The organism is Algoriphagus sp. (genome assembly GCF_024305035.1).
Lineage (GTDB): Bacteria > Bacteroidota > Bacteroidia > Cytophagales > Cyclobacteriaceae > Algoriphagus.
Genome location: NZ_JAMWZB010000036.1, coordinates 18,475 through 36,919, shown reverse-complemented (window position 1 = coordinate 36,919; position 18,445 = coordinate 18,475). Strand labels below are relative to the sequence as shown.

General features: G+C 42.5%; 16 protein-coding genes. 8 read left to right on the top strand and 8 right to left on the bottom strand.

All coding sequences use genetic code 11. The features are described 5' to 3' along the window. Entirely contained in the window at window positions 1-1,104 is a 1,104-nt protein-coding gene (locus Q0L00_RS17215) for a Gfo/Idh/MocA family oxidoreductase (RefSeq protein ID WP_297338132.1), read from the bottom strand. 262 nt (window positions 1,105-1,366) lie between these two features. Here Q0L00_RS17215 and Q0L00_RS17210 point away from each other — a divergent pair, with 262 nt between their 5' ends. Both Q0L00_RS17210 and Q0L00_RS17205 read left to right on the top strand, forming a co-directional pair. Then, window positions 1,367-1,813, top strand: coding sequence for an Hsp20/alpha crystallin family protein (locus Q0L00_RS17210; RefSeq protein WP_297338131.1), 447 nt, complete (start codon window positions 1,367-1,369; stop codon window positions 1,811-1,813). Window positions 1,814-1,973: 160 nt separating this feature from the next. Beyond that, window positions 1,974-4,400: a penicillin acylase family protein gene (locus Q0L00_RS17205; protein WP_297338130.1), complete on the top strand. Its 2,427-nt coding sequence runs from the start codon at window positions 1,974-1,976 to the stop codon at window positions 4,398-4,400. Between the two features lie 305 nt (window positions 4,401-4,705). On the opposite strand, the gene Q0L00_RS17200 is transcribed toward Q0L00_RS17205, so the two are convergent. Continuing rightward, a complete protein-coding gene (locus Q0L00_RS17200; protein WP_297338129.1) occupies window positions 4,706-5,434 on the bottom strand; it encodes a hypothetical protein in 729 nt (242 codons plus the stop codon). 373 nt (window positions 5,435-5,807) lie between these two features. Between Q0L00_RS17200 and Q0L00_RS17195 the strand changes: the two genes are divergently transcribed. Next, window positions 5,808-5,990, top strand: a complete 183-nt coding sequence (locus Q0L00_RS17195) for a type II toxin-antitoxin system HicA family toxin (RefSeq protein WP_297338128.1) — start codon at window positions 5,808-5,810, stop codon at window positions 5,988-5,990. Between the two features lie 29 nt (window positions 5,991-6,019). Continuing rightward, window positions 6,020-6,406: a helix-turn-helix transcriptional regulator gene (locus Q0L00_RS17190; RefSeq protein WP_297338127.1), complete on the top strand. Its 387-nt coding sequence runs from the start codon at window positions 6,020-6,022 to the stop codon at window positions 6,404-6,406. Between the two features lie 14 nt (window positions 6,407-6,420). On the opposite strand, the gene Q0L00_RS17185 is transcribed toward Q0L00_RS17190, so the two are convergent. Next, a complete protein-coding gene (locus Q0L00_RS17185; RefSeq protein ID WP_297338126.1) occupies window positions 6,421-7,398 on the bottom strand; it encodes a glycosyltransferase family 2 protein in 978 nt (325 codons plus the stop codon). 59 nt (window positions 7,399-7,457) lie between these two features. Further along, window positions 7,458-8,561, bottom strand: a complete 1,104-nt coding sequence (locus Q0L00_RS17180; protein ID WP_297338125.1) for a phosphatase domain-containing protein — start codon at window positions 8,559-8,561, stop codon at window positions 7,458-7,460. A 275-nt stretch (window positions 8,562-8,836) separates the two neighbouring features. On the opposite strand from Q0L00_RS17180, the gene Q0L00_RS17175 reads away from it, so the two are divergent. Continuing rightward, window positions 8,837-9,421: a YceI family protein gene (locus tag Q0L00_RS17175; RefSeq protein ID WP_297338124.1), complete on the top strand. Its 585-nt coding sequence runs from the start codon at window positions 8,837-8,839 to the stop codon at window positions 9,419-9,421. A 69-nt stretch (window positions 9,422-9,490) separates the two neighbouring features. Here Q0L00_RS17175 and Q0L00_RS17170 read toward each other — a convergent pair whose 3' ends face one another. The 3 genes from Q0L00_RS17170 to Q0L00_RS17160 all read right to left on the bottom strand — a co-directional run bounded on the left by Q0L00_RS17170 (window position 9,491) and on the right by Q0L00_RS17160 (window position 14,219). Next, the gene (locus Q0L00_RS17170; RefSeq protein WP_297338123.1) at window positions 9,491-10,357 is read right to left on the bottom strand and encodes a sugar phosphate isomerase/epimerase; all 867 of its coding nucleotides are present in this window, start codon (window positions 10,355-10,357) and stop codon (window positions 9,491-9,493) included. Window positions 10,358-10,400: 43 nt separating this feature from the next. Next, entirely contained in the window at window positions 10,401-12,104 is a 1,704-nt protein-coding gene (locus Q0L00_RS17165) for a GMC family oxidoreductase (protein ID WP_297338122.1), read from the bottom strand. Window positions 12,105-12,770: 666 nt separating this feature from the next. Next, window positions 12,771-14,219, bottom strand: a complete 1,449-nt coding sequence (locus Q0L00_RS17160) for an arylsulfatase (RefSeq protein ID WP_297338121.1) — start codon at window positions 14,217-14,219, stop codon at window positions 12,771-12,773. A 253-nt stretch (window positions 14,220-14,472) separates the two neighbouring features. On the opposite strand from Q0L00_RS17160, the gene Q0L00_RS17155 reads away from it, so the two are divergent. Genes Q0L00_RS17155 through Q0L00_RS17145 form a run of 3 tightly spaced genes read left to right on the top strand, consistent with a single transcriptional unit; the run spans window position 14,473 to window position 17,146 of the window. Further along, the gene (locus Q0L00_RS17155; RefSeq protein WP_297338120.1) at window positions 14,473-15,225 is read left to right on the top strand and encodes a (Fe-S)-binding protein; all 753 of its coding nucleotides are present in this window, start codon (window positions 14,473-14,475) and stop codon (window positions 15,223-15,225) included. Next, the gene (locus Q0L00_RS17150; RefSeq protein WP_297338119.1) at window positions 15,222-16,580 is read left to right on the top strand and encodes a lactate utilization protein B; all 1,359 of its coding nucleotides are present in this window, start codon (window positions 15,222-15,224) and stop codon (window positions 16,578-16,580) included. The genes Q0L00_RS17155 and Q0L00_RS17150 overlap by 4 nt, the downstream gene beginning before the upstream one ends. Continuing rightward, complete coding sequence (locus tag Q0L00_RS17145) at window positions 16,577-17,146, top strand: LUD domain-containing protein (RefSeq protein ID WP_297338118.1); 570 nt, start codon at window positions 16,577-16,579, stop codon at window positions 17,144-17,146. The genes Q0L00_RS17150 and Q0L00_RS17145 overlap by 4 nt, the downstream gene beginning before the upstream one ends. Here Q0L00_RS17145 and Q0L00_RS17140 read toward each other — a convergent pair whose 3' ends face one another. Then, window positions 17,147-18,442, bottom strand: coding sequence for a HAMP domain-containing sensor histidine kinase (locus tag Q0L00_RS17140; protein WP_297338117.1), 1,296 nt, complete (start codon window positions 18,440-18,442; stop codon window positions 17,147-17,149). Between the last annotated feature and the right edge of the window lie 3 nt (window positions 18,443-18,445).

The window sequence follows — 18,445 nt, the reverse complement described above, 5'->3', positions numbered from 1 at the left end:
CTAGATCACAACCCGTTTTCCAATCTCCGCTGATTCCAGAATCGCCTCTACAATTCGAATATCCCGTTTTCCTTCTTCTCCGGGCACCTTCATGGGTTGATTGTTCATGATGGACAACGCATCCTGATCCATCTGATTGGCTTGCTGCCAAGGCACCTCATAGGGGAAATTGATCTCTCCGAGTGGGCTTTTCCCCTTGATTCCGGCATAGGCCTGAAAAGGGGCTATTTCAATATCTCCCTTTTCACAATGAATATTCAAGAAATTGATATTCTCTGCAAAACTCGTTTTTATCCAAGCGGTCACTCCATCGGGAAATTCCAATTCAGCTTCTACAATTTCACCTAAGCCATTTTGGTAAATTTCTGGTCGTTCGGTCCAAATTTTAGCGGATTTGACTGCGATGGGCTCGAGATCTGATCCCAATCGAGCTCCTTGAATAGAATAGACGCCCATGTCATAAATTACACCTCCTCCCATTTCACGTTTTTGCTTCCAGTGATTGGTTCGATTTTCCCGATAGCCTGCGGCACATTCTACGCGGTTTACAGAGCCTAACAAACCTTTTTTGACAATTCGCTGATACTCCAAAGTGTTTGGCTCGTGCTGACAGCGATACCCGATGGCCAAGCTCACCCCATTGGATTGGCAGGCATCGATCATGGATTGGCATTCCTCGGCAGTGACAGCCATGGGTTTTTCGCACCATACCTCTTTTTTTGCGGCAGCGGCACGCTCCACATATTCGCGGTGCATGGATGGAGGCAAAACCACATACACCACATCGATGTCCGGATTGTCCTTGATCGTGTCAAAGTTGGTGTAGTTGTACACGTTTTTCTCCGGAATCCCATATTTGTCCATCCAGATTTTCTCTTTTTCCGGTGTGCCCGTCACTATTCCAGCCAGGTAACAATGGTTGGTCATTTGTAAAGCAGGAGCTAAAAGATCCGTGCTGTAATACCCCAAGCCGACCAAGGCCACCCCAAGTTTATCTTTCATCTTCTTGTTTTTTGCTGGTATAAAAGACATCGGATTTAAATAGGTGACACCTGCTGCTAAACCAATGGTTTTGAGGCTATTTCTTCGGGAAAAATCAATCATGGCGGAAAATTTTCAGTAAGATGGAAAATACAATTCTTTTCGCTTTTAATCAAAAATTCAATTTTCCAACCCATGAAATAGGATGATTTCCTCTTCAAGAATTTCGCTTTGTCACTATCCATAAAGTGAAGGTTCAACTGGTAGGTTCATTTTAAATAAATAAATAATAAAAACACGTAATAATCAGCTTATTATGTGACTTTTATCATAGCAAAAGCCTTGGAATCAACTTAGCTTTAACTCAACAAAATGAAATAAAGCTATGGGCACGTTAGCTAAAAGAAACGGAGGTTTCTGGCCCAAAATGGTTCAGGACTTCTTTGGAGCAGAAAATCCCTTTGATTGGGAAGAGAAATTTTGGTTCCCGGATAAAACCGTGGAGGTTCCCTCTGCCAATGTGATCGAGAATGAAAAAGAATTCAAACTCGAACTATCGGCACCGGGATTTGAAAAGAAGGACTTTAAAGTAGAAGTCAACGAGGGCGTACTGAGTATTTCAGCCGAAAAGGAGCACAAAAAAGAAGAGGAAAAAGAAAACTATCGAAAGAAAGAATTCTCTTACTCCAGCATCCGTCGTGCATTTGCGCTACCAGAAAATATCCGGCAAGAAGCGATCGACGCCACTTATGAAAATGGACTCTTAAAAATCGTCCTTCCAAAAAACGCACTGAAAGTCAGTGAAAACAAAAAAGCAATCGAGGTCGGCTAAAAGGACTTCAAGATTTCTCATAGTAATATTTTTAATTGGTTTGAGTGAGCCCCGGTTGGAATAGCCGGGGTTTTCTTTTTTCAAGAAAGCATCCCATCCATCACATTTTCTTTGGAAAGGAACTGGATAAATCAAATATTCCGTACCAAATTGATCACCTATGAACACAAAATCGCTACTCTTCACGCCTCTTCTGATATTTTCTTTCCTGCTTTTTTCTTGTCAGAAACAAGAAAACAAAAACAGCATCCAAGGGCTAAAAGAGGAGGTCGAAGTTATCAGAGATGTGAATGGCATCAATCATATTTTTGCGCAAAACGAGGAAGATCTCTTCTTTGCTCAAGGGTATTTGGCGGCGAAAGACCGGCTATTTCAATTTGAGCTCTGGCGAAGACAGGCTACTGGAACGCTTGCTGAAATTCTCGGTGAGCGGGAACTGGAACGAGATCGGGGAGTGCGACTTTTCAAATTTCGAGGAGACAAGGAAACCGAACTCAGACATTATCATCCCCGCGGGGTGGAAATCGTAGATTCCTTCGTCGCCGGAATCAATACCTACATCGAGGAAGCGCGACAAAATCCAGAAAGTCTTCCGATCGAGTTTCAAATGCTGGGCATCCAACCCGAGCCTTGGACCTGGGAAGTGGTGATTTCCCGCCATCAAGGCTTGCTCGAAAATGTCAGCGATGAACTCAACATCAGCCGGGTAGTCAGTCAAATCGGTGCCGAAAAAGCCAAAGAACTTTACTATTTCCACCCCAATGAACCCGTCTTGGATTTGGATCCGGGAATTCCGGATGAATTGCTGATGAAGGATATTTTGGCGCCTTATCGGGCTTTTCGCCGAGGAATTCGTTTTCAGCCTGAGGATATACGTGAAGAATTCCGAAGAGAAGCCGAAGAATTTGAAAAAGCTACGGCCTACTTGGAAGAGGAATTAAACTTCACCTTGGAGTCAGACGCTTTTGCTCAGGGTAGCAATAATTTTGTGGTTTCCGGGGAAAAGTCAGAAAGCGGATTCCCCATGATGGCCAATGATCCGCATCGTCTGCAGGCCATTCCTTCCTTGCGCTACTGGGTACATTTAAATGCGCCGGGCTGGAACGTGGTGGGTGCAGGCGAACCTGTTATCCCGGGAGTTTCCATCGGACATAATGAACATGGGGCTTGGGGACTGACGATTTTCTCCACTGATAATGAAGATTTGCGGGTCTATGATATAAATCCCGATAACCCATCCCAGTACCGATACAAGGATGAATGGCTAGAGATGGAAAGCATCCAAGATACAATCCTGGTAAAAGGCCGAGAAGACGAGGTAGTTACACATTACTATACCATCCATGGTCCAGTGACCTTTATCGATGAAGAGCTGGATAAAGCTGTTGCTGTGGAATGCGCTTGGTTGGAACCCGGTTCAGCGCCTTATCTGGCGAGTCTAAGAATGGATCAATCCACCACCTGGGAGGAATTCAGAGATGCCTGTACCTACAATAATATTCCGGCCGAAAATATGGTTTGGGCAGATAAAAACGGAACGATCGGCTGGCAGGCAACCGGAATCGCACCGATCCGAAAAGGCTTTTCCGGATTGATCGCTACCATGGGGGACGGACGCTACGAATGGGAAGATTATTTGCCTATCGCCGATCGACCACATGCTGTCAATCCCGAATCCGGCTTCATCGCTACAGCCAATCAAAACGTGGCACCGGATGATTACGCATATCCTGAAGCCTTAGGTTTTGAATGGGCCGATGATTTCCGTGGAGAACGGATCGAAGAGGTACTGAGTCAGGATAAAAAATTCTCCCTCGAGCAATTGGGAGCTTTGCAAAATGATTATTTGGCTTTACCCGCAAGAAAATTGATCCCCCATCTCAAGGATGTATCCCTAGAAACTGAACGAGCAGATTCCTTAAATCAAGTACTACAGTCTTGGGATTTTGTATTGGACAAAAACTCAGTAGCAGCTGGAGTTTATGTCATGTGGGAGCGAATATTGCGAAGGACCATTTCCGAATTGATGATTCCTGATAAGGCGAAACCCTGGTTGGGAAGTATTCAATTGACCCGGGTTTTGGAATGGATGGACAAACCCGAAATGATGTATGACCGAAACCCAGTCGAAAACCGAAATCAGCTCTTGGTAGAAAGTTTTGAGCAGGCCATCGAAGCTTTGGAAGAAAAACTAGGGAAAAACCCATCAGTTTGGCAATACGGACAGGCAGACTACAAACATGCGAAAATCCGTCATCCCTTGGGCGAAGTGGTCAATGCCGAATGGCAAGCCAAACTTAATACCGAAACCTTGCCCAGGGGAGGATACAGCTTTACTCCGGGAGCCAATGCCTACGGAGACAATAACACTTCGGGGGCTTCCTTTCGCATCGTGGTGGATACCGAAGACTGGGAAAAAACCATCGGGATCAACAATCCCGGTCAGTCCGGCAATCCGGAAAGTCCGTTCTACAAAAACCTATTTCCTAAATGGGCCAATGATGAATTTGTGGGTATTCCCTTTGCCAAAGAACATGTGTTGACGCAGAAGGCGGAAGAAGTATTGTTGATTCCCAAAAGGGAATAGAAAAAGTCCGAGATTTCCCGGACTTTTAGTATGATTTCAATCTCTTTCCTTCCCAGAATCAAACCGATAATACAAGGTTAACCTTGTCGTATTTGTCCTTCGTTGTGATAACTCAGGAAGGGCATAGGGTAATCTGTAGATCCGTTTGTTTGTTCATATCCTATTAAAGTATCCAAAGAGATTTGAGAAGCGAACCATCTTTGCTCATCTACGAGTCCAAAACCCACTTTAAAACTCTGGGAAAAGACTGCCTGCCCGGCAATTAAAACCAGACAGGCAGTAAGTAAGAATTTGACTTTTACCATCTAGTTCTTTTCTTTCTTTTGCATTCCAAAAAAATAATATAAGCCGATTCTCGTCGATCGGATTCTTCTTTGGAAATTATAACTCTGACCATAAAGCTCATAATCCGTACTGATCGATCGACTCATATTTGCCGTACGGAAGAGTGTCAATCCAAAGCGTTTATATTCCACCGATATTCCATACTGATAGTTCATATAGAAAGGGTCTGGAATTGTTTCAACCGCATTAATTACATCCAGTATTTCCTGTGTCCAGTCTATTCCCTGTGGTACTTCGAGATCGAAGGGCTCAAAATCCTGAATCGACCAGACCGGAACTGCTGATAACTCTAAGAATAATTTGAATTGATTCTTCTGTACAAGTAAATAACTTATTCCAACAGGAAATTCGAAATTATTGACTGGACCAAGCCAACCTTTTGAACTATATGGGATATGTTCGGGGAATGATTTTGAAGTATATTTTGCCCTAAGGTCAACCCAAGATTGATAAAACTGAACACCAATACTCGAATAAAACCGTTTAGAAAATGGCAATTCTATTTTGATAAAAGGCATCAAATCAGAAGACCCTTGACGAGGATCTTCAAAGACAGTTACAGAATCGATCTGAACGACAGAATTGCTAAACGAAGTTTCATCGACAAGACCAAAGCCTATCCTTAGGTTTTGCCCAAAGGATTCAAAGCTCAGTCCTAAAAATATAAAAATTAGAAAATTAATCTTCATAGTATTAGTCAATTTGAAGATTTGAATTGACTACGCTCCAATTTTGAATACCAAAGGAAAATCTAAATTTAGCCCCGTGTGTGTATAATTGTTCATAAGATTAAAATTTGATTAAATAATGGCAGTAATCTAAATTTTATAATTTAAACGAACAAGAATTTATTCAAATATTTATAAATCTTTATTAGCTATTCGATGACGATTGAATAGTTTGCTATAAACAATCATTTAAAAAATAAGTTACTATCATTCAATAACCTCCTTCCACCAAAAATCCTATGCTTACTTCATTTTTTGGATTGAGGATGGCTTGAACTCATTGATTTTCTCTTTGAATCTTTTTAACATGTAGCAAATTCGCTACTTTTAACAAATGGAAGTAAAAGACTTGCTCAAATTACTTCATCAAAAAGGTTGGGTCATCAAAGCTCAAAAAGGCAGTCACCCTCAACTTATTCATTCCGAAAAGAAAGGAAAAATAACTGTTCCAGTTCATGGCGGAGATATCCCGATTGGGACATTAAACTCAATTTTGAAGCAAGTAGGACTCAAATAATAAACAGCCAATTCAGAAAGTATAAAAAAATGAAAATTGTTAAAATCCCGCTTATTATTGAAAGAGGCAAAGACAAATTACTCTGGGGCCGAGTAGTGTTTGAAGAAAATCTGATTACCGATTTTGGAAGTACCATTTCAGAACTCGAACAAAAAATCAAAAATCTGCTGCTGGAATTTGAAAACTTAAATCCGAATGCCGTTGAATTTGAGCACCATTTTGATATTTCAGCTTTATTTCAGCGCTTTAATTTTTTAAAGATTTCTAATGTGGCTCAACAAGCAGGAATGAATCCTGGACTTTTGAGGCAGTATGTATCTGGAATTAAAAATCCTTCACTCGAACAGGCTAAAAAAATCGAACAGACATTGCACAAATTAGCCACTGAACTCAAAGAAGCAAGTATTTTTGTTTAAAGAAATTAGTTGAATCAAACCCACCACCAGTCGGTCCCTTCCTTCATCCCGATCAACACCAGGTATTTATGGATTTCGATACGTTCTTTTTCAGCCGGATACACCGCCACCAAAAGCTGGGGATTCTCCAGTTTTTCGATACTTTCATAGTCTTCCAAATCCTGGATTTCAAATGCTACTCCTCTTTTTTTTAGAATTTTGGAAATCAACTTGGATTTGGGATTTTTTCCCCAAATGGCCAAAGGCCCTCCACGATAGTCCAGTTTTAAAAAAGCGTTGATTTTTAGCTCAAAAAATGCTTTTTGACTGTAGGCATTCGAATTTCTAGATGTTCGACCTGGATGCTCCCGCCAATAAAGCGTCAAGTCCTGAATGGCCTCAAACTTCACCCCTTTTTCATACCACTTGATCGCCAGATCGTAATCCTCAGGATAATTCAAACTCCCAAATCCCCCCACCAAATCGATATTCTCCCGATAAGTCAGCCAATTGGGCGAAGCAATTACGCATTCCCTATAGATATTGGCGTATTGATCACCGTGCATATTGATATCATTGAGCCAACTCTGATAGTCCAGATAGCCTGGACTTACTTCATGCTCGGAGAAGTAAAGCACCTTTCCGGTTACCACGGTACGCAAATCACATCGCTTCAAGCGATTGCTCATCAGCTCCAGTCGCCTCTCCGGCATGGTGTCATCGGCATCCATGCGGGTGATCATTTTTCCTTTGGATTGAGAAAAAGCAAATTCCAGCGCGGGAATAATTCCATCTCCTGGGTTTTGGAAGATTTGAAACCGAGCATCCTTGGTTGCATAGCGCTCAAAGATTTCACTACTCTGATCTATAGAATGATCGTCGATTCCTATGACTTCAAAATCCGTAGAGGTCTGAGCCAAGATAGAGTCCATGCACTCTTCAATCCAAGGATCGGCGTCTTTAAACGGAATTAAAATACTGATCAGCGGACTTTCCGATTTTGAAAAGGTCATTTGGGTTTTAAACTTTATCAAATTTAAGGTTTAGCCCTGTTAGAAAAAACCAGAAGATTTTAATCTTCATCCTCCACCTTTTGCCGGTAAATTTCACTTCTGTCAGTTTCCAAAATCCACCCATTTTGTGCAGCATGGGCACTTGCCTCCATCGTATCTTTGACCAGGACAAAAGGAACTTCCAACCTTTGATAATCCACCCGGAGTTGCTTGAGTTCTCGATTGGCTACATTTCGAATATAAACTGCCAAAATTCTACCCGGAAACTCCTCAATTATTTCCCGATAAATCACCGGGTCTTCTTGGCCACTATCCCCGATGAGGATAAAATTCAAGTCGGGATAAACGCCCAAAATATGGCGAATTTGCTTCAATTTGTGGTCTCGATGACTTCCCGCGATCAATTGATCTCGCGACAGGCCCAAGTCCCGCAGCATCAGTGGACCGGGAGGAATCTGATGAATTTCCATGAGTTCGGTCAGAAAATCATAGAGATTCCATGGACTGCTGGACACATAAAATAAAGGATTGCTGTCCACCCCATCCAAACCCTTCCGTAAAGCAGCATAAAAAGCTGATACCCCCGGAAAGGGAATTCTGGAATGGGCATTTTTGGCAAATGTGGTCTTCAACATATCCCAAAGTCGTTGGGCCCCTGTGGGCACGATCGTATCGTCAATATCCGAAATCACCCCAAAATCAGCCTGAGGAGTGGGAATAAAAATCACTCCCTCGGCAGTTACCTCTGCCTGCTTTTTGAGAACACCTCTCTCAAGCGAAAGGAAAATAGAATGCCATCCTGCTTCTGGGATGGCTCGAGGATGTATCCGAATTTCAAAATAGCCCTCCTCGTCTGTTTCGGTTGCAAAGGTTTTTTCTCCCCATTTTGCCAAGACTTTTTCTTCGGGAATCACAATGGTAAAAAACCGCTTTCGCATGGTCCCAAAATTCCTCCAAAACCGGTCCTCAGGTTTTGCCGGAGCGATCCCTCTATCCACCAAAACCCTTCCAGCTAGATAAATTTCTTTCTTGCTACCAAAACCCAAATAAGGCTGAATCATTACCGACTTGACTAAGCCTAGTCGGATCCACAGCCAAAGTTTGACTTGGGAAAATTTTCTTTTGAAAAAATAAAGCACGGGAAGCAGACCGGATAAATTCATTCCTTAAACAGCTAAGAATTTTGGAATTGAGCAAAATAGGAAGAAAAAATAAGTAGGATTTTGAAGTTTATTTTAGAAAAAATTAAAATCGATTTCGTTCTACCCTTTTGAAGGCCTTTACTAAGGCAGCCGCATTAACAATTGAAAAACAGCTTTTTACACCAATAATCCTGTTTTCCTACCTCCTATTTATTAAATTAAACCGATAGCTTTTTCCTACGTTTTAAAAAGGATTCTGAATTAAACCTAAAACTCACAAATTAACTCTTACACCTATGAAATTATTTAACATTTTAGTTATTGCTTTATCTACAGCTTTTACGCTAGAGACGGCCAAAATCCCTGCGACTGTTAATCTCTCTGAAAGCCAAGTCCGCTGGGAAGCTTCCAAAGTCACCGGCACGCATTGGGGCTACGTCCCGATAAAAAATGCCGAATTAGACTATTCGGATGGAAAAATCATCGGAGGAACCTTCGATATGGACATGGTCAATCTTACAGTCGAAGACCTCACCGATCCCAAGTCCAATGGCAATCTGACCAATCATCTGAAATCTGACGATTTCTTTTCCGTAGAAAAATTCAATACCTCCACCTTTGAGATTACCGAAGCAAAAACAAGTAATGGCACGGATTACACTATTTCGGGAGTTTTGACCATCAAAGGAATCAGTCATCCTGCTTCCTTTCCTGCAAAAGTGACTGTGGCTGGCACCACGATTACCGCAGTCGGAGCCCTGACTTTTGACCGAACCGATTATGACATCAAGTTTCGCTCAGGAAATTTCTTTGAAAATCTGGGAGACCGAATGATTTACGATGAAGTCAAACTGGACGTAAAGTTGGTGGCCACAATTTGATAGAAAAGAAATACGGTCTGGAGTGAATTCCAGACCTTACTTTTCTATTGGGATTTTACCTATTAAAACTCAATACCTCAAACTCTTCAAGTACGCAATACTTTTGGGTAAGGCTTCGAGTTCATGCTCGCTTTCATCTTCGATAAACATGTGCTTGATCCCGATTTTATTGGCTTCTCTCAAAATAGCGGGAAAATCAAGTTCCCCTTCACCAAGCGGCACATCATTTTCAGGCCCAGTTAATCCGGTCATATCCTTTGGAGCACCTTTTTTGAAATCTTTCAAGTGCAGGGAAACCCAACGATTTCCGTATTTTTTCAGCAATCCGGCGGGATCTCCTCCACCGAAATGTGTCCACATCACATCCATCTGTAGGGAAACGTATTCGGGATCGGTATTTTGCACCAAATAATCGAATAGCGTTCCATTTTCATAAGGCTGAAATTCATAGCCGTGCACATGGTATTTGAAAGTGATACCGTTTTCTTTGAGCACTTTTCCCCCTTCATTAAATGCCTTAATGGCCCGATCTGCATCTTCTTTGGAAAACTGTCCTCGCTGATGAGGAATCCAGGCGCACATCACATATTTGGCACCCAAGGCTTTGGCACGATCTGCTACCGCCTGAGGGTCGGATTCGATCTGTTCAAATCCTGCACCCGTTGATGGAATAGATATCCCTCGATCAGCCAGCATTCTTTTAAATGCGGCAGGCTCCACTCCCTGAGGGGTACCTCCTTCGAATTCCTTGAACCCCATTTCTTCAATGATATCAAGGGTCTTCTCCACTCCATGCTCCCAATGGTTTCTAAAGGTATAGGAAGCGATTCCAAGTGGAGCTTGGAATAAAGGTTCCCCTTTCTTCTGGGCTTGGGATTCGTTGGGTAAAATCATCCAAACAAGGGCCAGTAGTGCAAATAACAGGTTCTTTTTCATAGGTTTTTTGGGTTTGGTTTCCCACCAAATCAGCGGGAATAAGTTACAAATTAAGCTTATTCAATTCCTCCACTGCATAGTTTGCAGCCCGGGCGGTCAGAGTCATAAACATCAGCGTTGGATTTTGGGTACTCGTGCTCGTCATGCATGCACCGTCAGTGACGAAGACATTCTTGCAGTGATGCAACTGATTATGCTTATTGAGCAAAGAGGTTTTCGGGTCTTTCCCCATGCGCACGCCGCCCATTTCGTGAATATCCGATCCAGGAGGAGCCTGGGAGTCCGAAACGCTGATATTTTTAAAGCCCATTCGCTCGTACATTTCGGTCTGCTGATCGATAAAATCCTGCGTCATCTTATCGTCATTTTCGGTCCATTCGACAGACATGATAATTTTAGGAATGCCATATTTATCGGTTTCACTTTCACTCAAACGCATGTGATTGGATTCGACAGGAATCATTTCTCCTTGCATCCAAGCGGCCATGGTCCAAAGTCCATATTCCCGATTGAGGAGATTGTCACGCAACTGATGCCCAATCGCATCGGTATCTGATCTGAGTTGGCGACCTCCAGCCATCCCAATGGCGTAGCCTCTGAGGAAATCGGTATCCTGTTTGAAAACATTTCGAAACCGCGGCACATAGGCATGCCCTGGATGCTGTCCTTCAGTCTTTTTATCTTCAAATCCTTCAAAAGTAGCAAAGCCTTTCCCCCGATAATTATGGGAGGCCATAAATTTACCCATCAGGCCATTGTCATTCCCCAGGCCATTGGGAAAGCGATTGGATTTGGAGTTGAGCAAAATTGCGTTGGAATTAATCGTAGAAGCATTTACAAAGATGACTTTGGCATAAAACTCGATTTGCTCATTACTTAATCGATCGATGATACGCACACCAATTGCTTTTTCTTTTTGCTCGTCATAAATAATGGACTCCACCACCGAGTCCGGTCGAAGGGTGAGATTGCCGGTTTTCTCAGCCCAAGGAAGAGTAGAGGCATTCGCTGAAAAATAGCCGCCATACACACAGCCTCGATTACACATATTTTGATGCTGGCATTTATTTCTTCCCTGCTCCCGGTGAATATCCTGAGGGTCGGTGAGATGAGCACAACGCCCTTGAATCAAATGCCGGTCACCGTATATTTTTTTTAACTGCTCACTGTAGTGTTTCTCAATACAACTCAGCTCAAAGCCGGGTTGCACGATTTGATCGGGAAGCTCGGGCAAACCATCCCTACTACCTGCAAAGCCCACAAATCGCTCCACATGCTCATACCAAGGGACCAAATCCTGGTATCGAATCGGCCAATCCACCGCAAAACCATCCCGAGCCGGACCCTCGAAATCATAATCCGACCAACGCTGAGTACCTCTCGCCCAAAGTAGGGATTTCCCGCCTACGTGATAGCCACGAAACCAGCGGAAAGGTTTTTCCTCAATGTAGGGCTGTTCGTCTTCTGCCAACGCCCAGTGCATCGTTTCTTCTCTGCCCCAGCGGGCAGCACCGATTCCGGAGCGTTTTTCAATGGGTACAGTTCCTCGGAATTCAAATTCCCAAGGTGCTTTGGATGCGGTGGGGTAATCTTCAATATGGCGAACCATCCGTCCCCGCTCAAGAACTAGGGTTTTCAATCCTTTTTCGCAGAGTTCTTTCGCTGCCCATCCTCCACTAGCACCCGACCCGATGACAATGGCATCGTAGGTATTTTCTTTTTTGACCTTAAGGTTGAGGTTTGACATGGTAATTTTGGGTTTGAGAAAATATGGGAGAAGCAATTAAAAACAACACAAAACTCCCAGTAATTTCCATACAAAAGGTAAGAAATTGGTTTGAAAGCAGAAAGATGAGAGTTATTGTTAAAACTCCCCAAAAACAAAAACGGGAAGCAATCTTTCGATCACTTCCCGTTTCACAACTCAGGAATCGTAATTCCTAAACTGCGCCAAGCTACAGTTATTATGAATTCCCCCAGTTACCCAGGTTCTTCATCTTTTGACTGAAATCATCTCAAAAGAGAACGTCCGTCAGTTATATCAATCTGCATGTGCTTCTGTGGTTTCCCCTCTCAGACAAAATCATAACAATCTTGCCCCTTCGCTAGCATCATGAGTACTTCGGAGAAGTACACTTCAGGCCAGTCTAAATAACATTTCTGCGGTTGCCCGTCTCAAAAACTTACTCAAGAGTAAGCTTTCCTTCATGTCCGACTTCATATTTCAATCCAAGATGCAGGAGTCGTATCTCCTTTCTTTTATCTCTGACTTGGTATTTTAAATTTGCACTTTAATACCATGGAAAACAAGTTTTTACCTAATTTTTTATTAACAATTTTTCCCCACATAAACCTCTATAAAAACACAACTTATCAACATATTTTAGCGGTTTATACACAAAAAATAGATGTTTTATTCCTTCTCAGACTCAAAAAGCGGAAAAATCGAATTGGGCAGGTGGGCTTCTTTGATTTTTACCGTCAATTCCTCCACTTTCTCCGGAAAATCCTCCGCCAAATCCCGCTCTTCTCCCGGGTCTTCAGCAATATTAAATAGTTCTACCTTTGTTTCCTCCGGATTTTTCACATTCAACTTTATCAGCTTCCAGTCCCCTTGTCGAACGGCTTGCCTGCCACCTAGTTCGTGAAATTCCCAATACAGGTATTCATGCCCCTTCTGTCCTTCCTGATTCATTAAAGTTGGCAACAAAGAAATACCATCTGTTTTTGGAGGTTCCTGGCCAGTCAGTTCTGCTAAAGTAGGCAGCATGTCCCAAAAGGCTGACGGATGGTCACTTTCCCTTCCTCCATCGATTACCCCAGGCCAATTGGCGATCAAAAAAGTTCGAATTCCCCCTTCATACAAATCCCGCTTGTATCCTCGATAAATCCCATTACTATTAAAAAAATCCGGATCATGGCCGCCTTCCCGATGAGGACCATTATCGCTGGCAAAAAATATAAGCGTGTTTTCCCGAACTCCCAATTCCTCAAGTTTGGCAATAACTTCACCTACATAGCGGTCTATACGCTCCACCATGGCCGCATGTGTGGCGCGAGGATAAGGCTGGGATTGATAAGCCCCGATATTCATATCCGGACCGTAGTCTGCGGCTTTCCCTCCCAGGTGGGGCTTTTCTTCTCCGATCTTCCTTCGGTATTTTTCAAAGATTTCATCCTGTGGAGCTGCCAGTTCAGCATGAGGCATAATGATCGGTAGAAAAAGAAAGAAGGGATTATCCTGGTTTTCTTCCATAAACTCCAAAGACTGTTGATGAATCAGATCTGGGGCATAGGTGACTTTATTTTCCCAGCCATTTTCGGGAAGTTCCACTTTTTGATCATTATCCCAAATATGTCCCGGATAATAACGATGCGCATAGCGCTGGCAGTTGTAGCCATAAAACTGATCAAAACCCTGGCTCATCGGATCTCCACTTGTCCCGATAAATCCCAACCCCCATTTCCCAAAACCCCCAGTGACATAGCCTGCCTGTTTCATCAATTTGGGAATGGTCATCAACGTATCCGGCATAGGGTATTGTCCTTCGGGCTGAACTTCTTTATTTCCCCGAATCGGTGTATGCCCAGTATGCAAACCTGTAATCCAAGCCGACCTTGAGGGAGCACAGACGGTATTCCCGCTATAATGCTGGGTGAACACCAAACTCTCCTGAGCCAGCTGATCGATATTAGGTGTCTCAATGATTTCATTCCCCATAAACCCCACATCTCCATAACCCAAATCATCGGCTAAAATGAAAATAACATTGGGTTTGGATTGAGCTTGAGCTTTAGAGCTTGGCTTAGAATCACAAGAAAAAAGGAAACTAAGAAGTAAAACTAAAATTAATCGAAACATGATCGGAAGAATTAAAATTTCTCTGCTTTTGATAATAGAAAGGCCAAGATACTGAAACCTAAATCAACTTAGGGTATAAACCTTATTTACCGACCCCTGTCTTTATCTCCCCATTATCACCTGAAAATCAAATTTGATACAGAATAATATTGGCTTTAATCATTGGATAACAGATATTGAACAAGAAAACAAAGTTAAAGTAATCAACCCTGTACTTTTTATCAAGTCAGGATAGATTTAGTGCTCACACAAAATGCCTGAAAACAAAAACATTGGTTTATTTATTCCCTGTTACATTGATCAGTTTTATCCTCAGGTGGCCATAGCTACGTTGGAATTACTTGAAAAATTGGACTGTCAGGTAGGTTATCCGATGGGACAAACCTGCTGCGGACAGCCCCTGGCCAATTCAGGTTATGAACGTGATACCGAAGGAGGTTCCCGGTATTTCATTGAACAATTCCAGCATTTCGATTACATCGTAGCTCCATCCGGCAGCTGCGTTCTCCATATCAAGGAGCACTTTCCCGTTTCTGCAAAATCTCACCCATCTTTCCCTGAAATCAAAGACAAGATTTTTGAACTCACAGAGTTTCTTACTGATGTTTTGCAGGTGAAGATCCAAGGAAAATTCCCTCATCGGGTAGGCTATCATGCTTCCTGTCATGGGTTAAGGGGCTTAAGATTGGGAGCTAGCAGTGAATTAAATGTGGCCGATTTTAACAAGCCTAAGAATCTATTAAGTCAGCTGGAAGGGCTGGATTGGGTGGAACTGGATCGTAGAGATGAATGCTGTGGATTCGGGGGAACATTCGCGGTGAGCGAGGAAGCCCTATCCGTGCAAATGGGCAATGATCGTCTCCGAGACCATATTTCTCATCAAGCAGAAATCATCACAGCAGGAGATGTTTCCTGCCTAATGCACCTAGAGGGATTGGCCAAAAGACAGAATAAAGGACTAAAATTCATGCATATTGCTGAAATCTTAAACCAAGCTATATTGTGAGCCATTCGGAAAAAGCAAGCATATTTATCCAAGATGCCGAAAAAACCCAGTGGCATGATGAAACCTTATGGTTTGTTAGAAAAAAACGGGACCTGATCACCAAAACTATTCCAGAATGGGAAGAATTGCGGGAAACTGCCTCCCAAATCAAAGATCATGTACTAGATCACTTAGGGGATTATTTGGAGGAATTTGAGCGAAACGCAAGCAAAAACGGTATTCAAGTACACTGGGCAAAAGATGCGGAAGAACACAATCGAATCGTCCTGGATATTATCCAAAAAAATCAATGCAAATCCATCGTTAAAAGTAAATCGATCTTAACCGAGGAATGTCACCTGAATCCTTATTTGGAAAAAAACGGCATCGAAGTCGTGGACACGGATCTTGGTGAGCGGATCGTTCAGTTTCTCAATCAACCGCCCAGTCACATTGTTTTACCGGCAATCCATTTGAAAAAAAGAGAGATTTCTGAGCTTTTTTACGAAAAACTCCAAACCGAAAAAGGAAATGAAGACCCTTATTACCTCACACAAGCGGCCAGAATTCACCTCCGAGAAAAATTTCTCAACGCTAAAGTCGCCATTACTGGGGTCAATTTTGCAGTAGCTGAAACCGGGGAATTTGTCGTCTGTACCAATGAAGGAAATGCCGATATGGGTGTCCACTTGGCCGATACCCATATCGCCTGCATGGGGATTGAAAAAATCATTCCTCGCAGAAAAGATTTAGGCGTCTTTATGCGGATTTTGGCCAGATCAGCCACGGGGCAACCCATCACCAATTACAGTTCTCACTTCAGAAGTCCGGCATCAGGAAAGGAAATTCATTTGGTCCTTTTGGACAATGGAAGGAGTGCACAGCTCCAGAGAGAAAAGTTTCGAAACTCACTCAAATGTATTCGCTGTGGAGCGTGTATGAATACCTGCCCAATTTACAGAAAAAGTGGGGGGTATAGTTATGATAGCACAGTCCCAGGCCCTATTGGTTCCATTCTGTCCCCAGGCACTGATCTTAAAAAGCACAGCAGTTTGCCCTTTGCCTCCACCCTTTGCGGTTCATGTAGCGATGTATGCCCTGTAAAAATCAATATTCATGAGCAACTCTATGAGTGGAGGCAAGAAATCACCAAAGCCAATCCTGATCGAGCAAAAAGTCTAAGCATGAAATTGGCAGCAGGAGTGTTCAAAAGTCCACTTGTCTACCGATTCTCAGGAAGCTTAATGCGAAAAGCCATCAAATCGCTACCGGCTGCTATCCTCTATCACCCATTAAACAGTTGGGGAAAACAGCGGGATCTCCCCAATGTACCCAAAGAAAGCTTTCGTGAGTGGTTTAAAAAGAATAGATTATGAGCAGTAGATCGTTGATTTTAGACAAGCTGAGGCCATCAAAGAAGTCTGACAAAAAACCTTTACCCAATTGGGAAGGCAAACCCGAAAATGGGGATTTAGTCGAAAGTTTCTCCTCTGCTATCCAAGCCAATAAGGGCGAAGTCATGACGGCTCAAGAGTTTGAAAACTGGCTGAAAAGTCAGGAATTTGCGCAGATACTATGCAAATCTCACCATTTTCAGCTCCCCAATTCTATCCCAATCCCCTCAAATGCGCATGACTTGGCCCTTTTGAATTTAGCCATTCTGGACGGACAATTTGGAACTGCAGAAAACGGGGCTATTTGGCTGGAAGAGGAGGATTTACAGTTAAGAGCTATCCCCTTTATCACCGAGCATCTAGTCATTATCCTTAGCAGGAAGCGGCTTGTGGCAACTATGCACGAGGCCTATAACCGAATTCAAGATTCGAGCTCGGGTTTCGGGCTCTTTTTGGCCGGACCTTCCAAAACTGCAGATATCGAACAATCTTTGGTCATTGGCGCCCATGGTGCAAAAAGTCTTCGAGTTGTTTGGCGCGAGGATTAATTATTGGTTTTCACGAATAAGGAAGAAACAGTTCTCGCCTTTGATAGAGAGATCAAACCCCAGATGGATCCCCAGGCTATCGGCAATCTTTTTACACAAATGAAGGCCTAAGCCAGTACCTTTTTCCCGCTTGGTTCCAAAGGAAGATTTTACCTGAAATTCAAAGAGGTTTTTTCGAATTTCTTTAGGAATTGTTACGCCACTATTAATCACATTCCAACGGATTTGCTGCTTTTCTACACTCAATTGAAATTGAATTGTACTTCCCTCTGGAGAAAACTTGATGGCATTATCTAAGAGATTTTTGAGAATAATCCTGATTTCATTTGCCTCTAATTCAAGAATCCTATCTTGACCGGAAAGATGAAATTGAATGCGTTGATTTTTGCGATTAGCTTGAGTCTCCATGGTTTTGACCAGTTCCTCACTAAACTTCAATAGACTAGTGGAAACCAGTTCCGCCTCCAAATCGGATAATTCTGTTTTCACCCAACTTAAGGTATTGTTTAAAACATTGTTGAGATGAAAGCTTTGATTTTTAAGGTCTTTAAAAATAATTTCCAATTCTCCTTCGTCCATTTCCATAGAATCCATGAGCTCAAGGGTGGTGCTCAAAGTCCCAATCGGATTTTTCAGATCATGGGATAGCATGGCTAAGAGTTGGTTTTTCTTCCGATTGATATCCGACAGCTCTCTCAAATTCTGTTCATTGGATTTGCGGAGGTTTTCAAGTGTGACATTTTGTTTTTGATAATTACTTACAAAAACATACACCCCAAAGAATACAAACAACCCACACCACAGCAAAGTGACGATATGGTCCCAAAACAAATTTTCCAGACTGGAATAGTGCTGCTCTACGACGATAATATTTTTGATCTCTAAATAAAAAAATGCTGAATACAACAAAATCGCGCCAATAAGCCAACTAAACTGAGCTAGTTTTCCTTTGATAAAAATCCCAACAGATACGATCACAATAAAAATGGTGTAAATCGTGGGTCCCTGATATCCCTCATTATTGAAATAGTTTAAGGTCACCGTCAATAAACCCACTACTAAAAGTAACTGAATCACCAAATTATGACTCCCCTTTCTTTTCATCCAAAAAAAACCTAGAAAAAAGGGAAAAGCGAGAATAAACTTAACGGTAATAATGAAGACTCCTAGCCCGAGAAAGTAATCTGAAATTCCTAAAAAGAGCAATAAAATACCTGCAAGCAAGGCAAACGTCTCGGATATTTTAGCTTGTAAATCATGTAGTGAATCAGGCCAGTCAATTTTTGACAAATTCATAGA

Coding starts and splice junctions, on each gene's coding strand:
- Q0L00_RS17215 (WP_297338132.1), bottom strand. CDS start 1,104: ATGATTGATTTTTCCCGAAGAAATAGCCTCAAAACCATTGGTTTAGCA.
- Q0L00_RS17210 (WP_297338131.1), top strand. CDS start 1,367: ATGGGCACGTTAGCTAAAAGAAACGGAGGTTTCTGGCCCAAAATGGTT.
- Q0L00_RS17205 (WP_297338130.1), top strand. CDS start 1,974: ATGAACACAAAATCGCTACTCTTCACGCCTCTTCTGATATTTTCTTTC.
- Q0L00_RS17200 (WP_297338129.1), bottom strand. CDS start 5,434: ATGAAGATTAATTTTCTAATTTTTATATTTTTAGGACTGAGCTTTGAA.
- Q0L00_RS17195 (WP_297338128.1), top strand. CDS start 5,808: ATGGAAGTAAAAGACTTGCTCAAATTACTTCATCAAAAAGGTTGGGTC.
- Q0L00_RS17190 (WP_297338127.1), top strand. CDS start 6,020: ATGAAAATTGTTAAAATCCCGCTTATTATTGAAAGAGGCAAAGACAAA.
- Q0L00_RS17185 (WP_297338126.1), bottom strand. CDS start 7,398: ATGACCTTTTCAAAATCGGAAAGTCCGCTGATCAGTATTTTAATTCCG.
- Q0L00_RS17180 (WP_297338125.1), bottom strand. CDS start 8,561: ATGAATTTATCCGGTCTGCTTCCCGTGCTTTATTTTTTCAAAAGAAAA.
- Q0L00_RS17175 (WP_297338124.1), top strand. CDS start 8,837: ATGAAATTATTTAACATTTTAGTTATTGCTTTATCTACAGCTTTTACG.
- Q0L00_RS17170 (WP_297338123.1), bottom strand. CDS start 10,357: ATGAAAAAGAACCTGTTATTTGCACTACTGGCCCTTGTTTGGATGATT.
- Q0L00_RS17165 (WP_297338122.1), bottom strand. CDS start 12,104: ATGTCAAACCTCAACCTTAAGGTCAAAAAAGAAAATACCTACGATGCC.
- Q0L00_RS17160 (WP_297338121.1), bottom strand. CDS start 14,219: ATGTTTCGATTAATTTTAGTTTTACTTCTTAGTTTCCTTTTTTCTTGT.
- Q0L00_RS17155 (WP_297338120.1), top strand. CDS start 14,473: ATGCCTGAAAACAAAAACATTGGTTTATTTATTCCCTGTTACATTGAT.
- Q0L00_RS17145 (WP_297338118.1), top strand. CDS start 16,577: ATGAGCAGTAGATCGTTGATTTTAGACAAGCTGAGGCCATCAAAGAAG.
- Q0L00_RS17140 (WP_297338117.1), bottom strand. CDS start 18,442: ATGAATTTGTCAAAAATTGACTGGCCTGATTCACTACATGATTTACAA.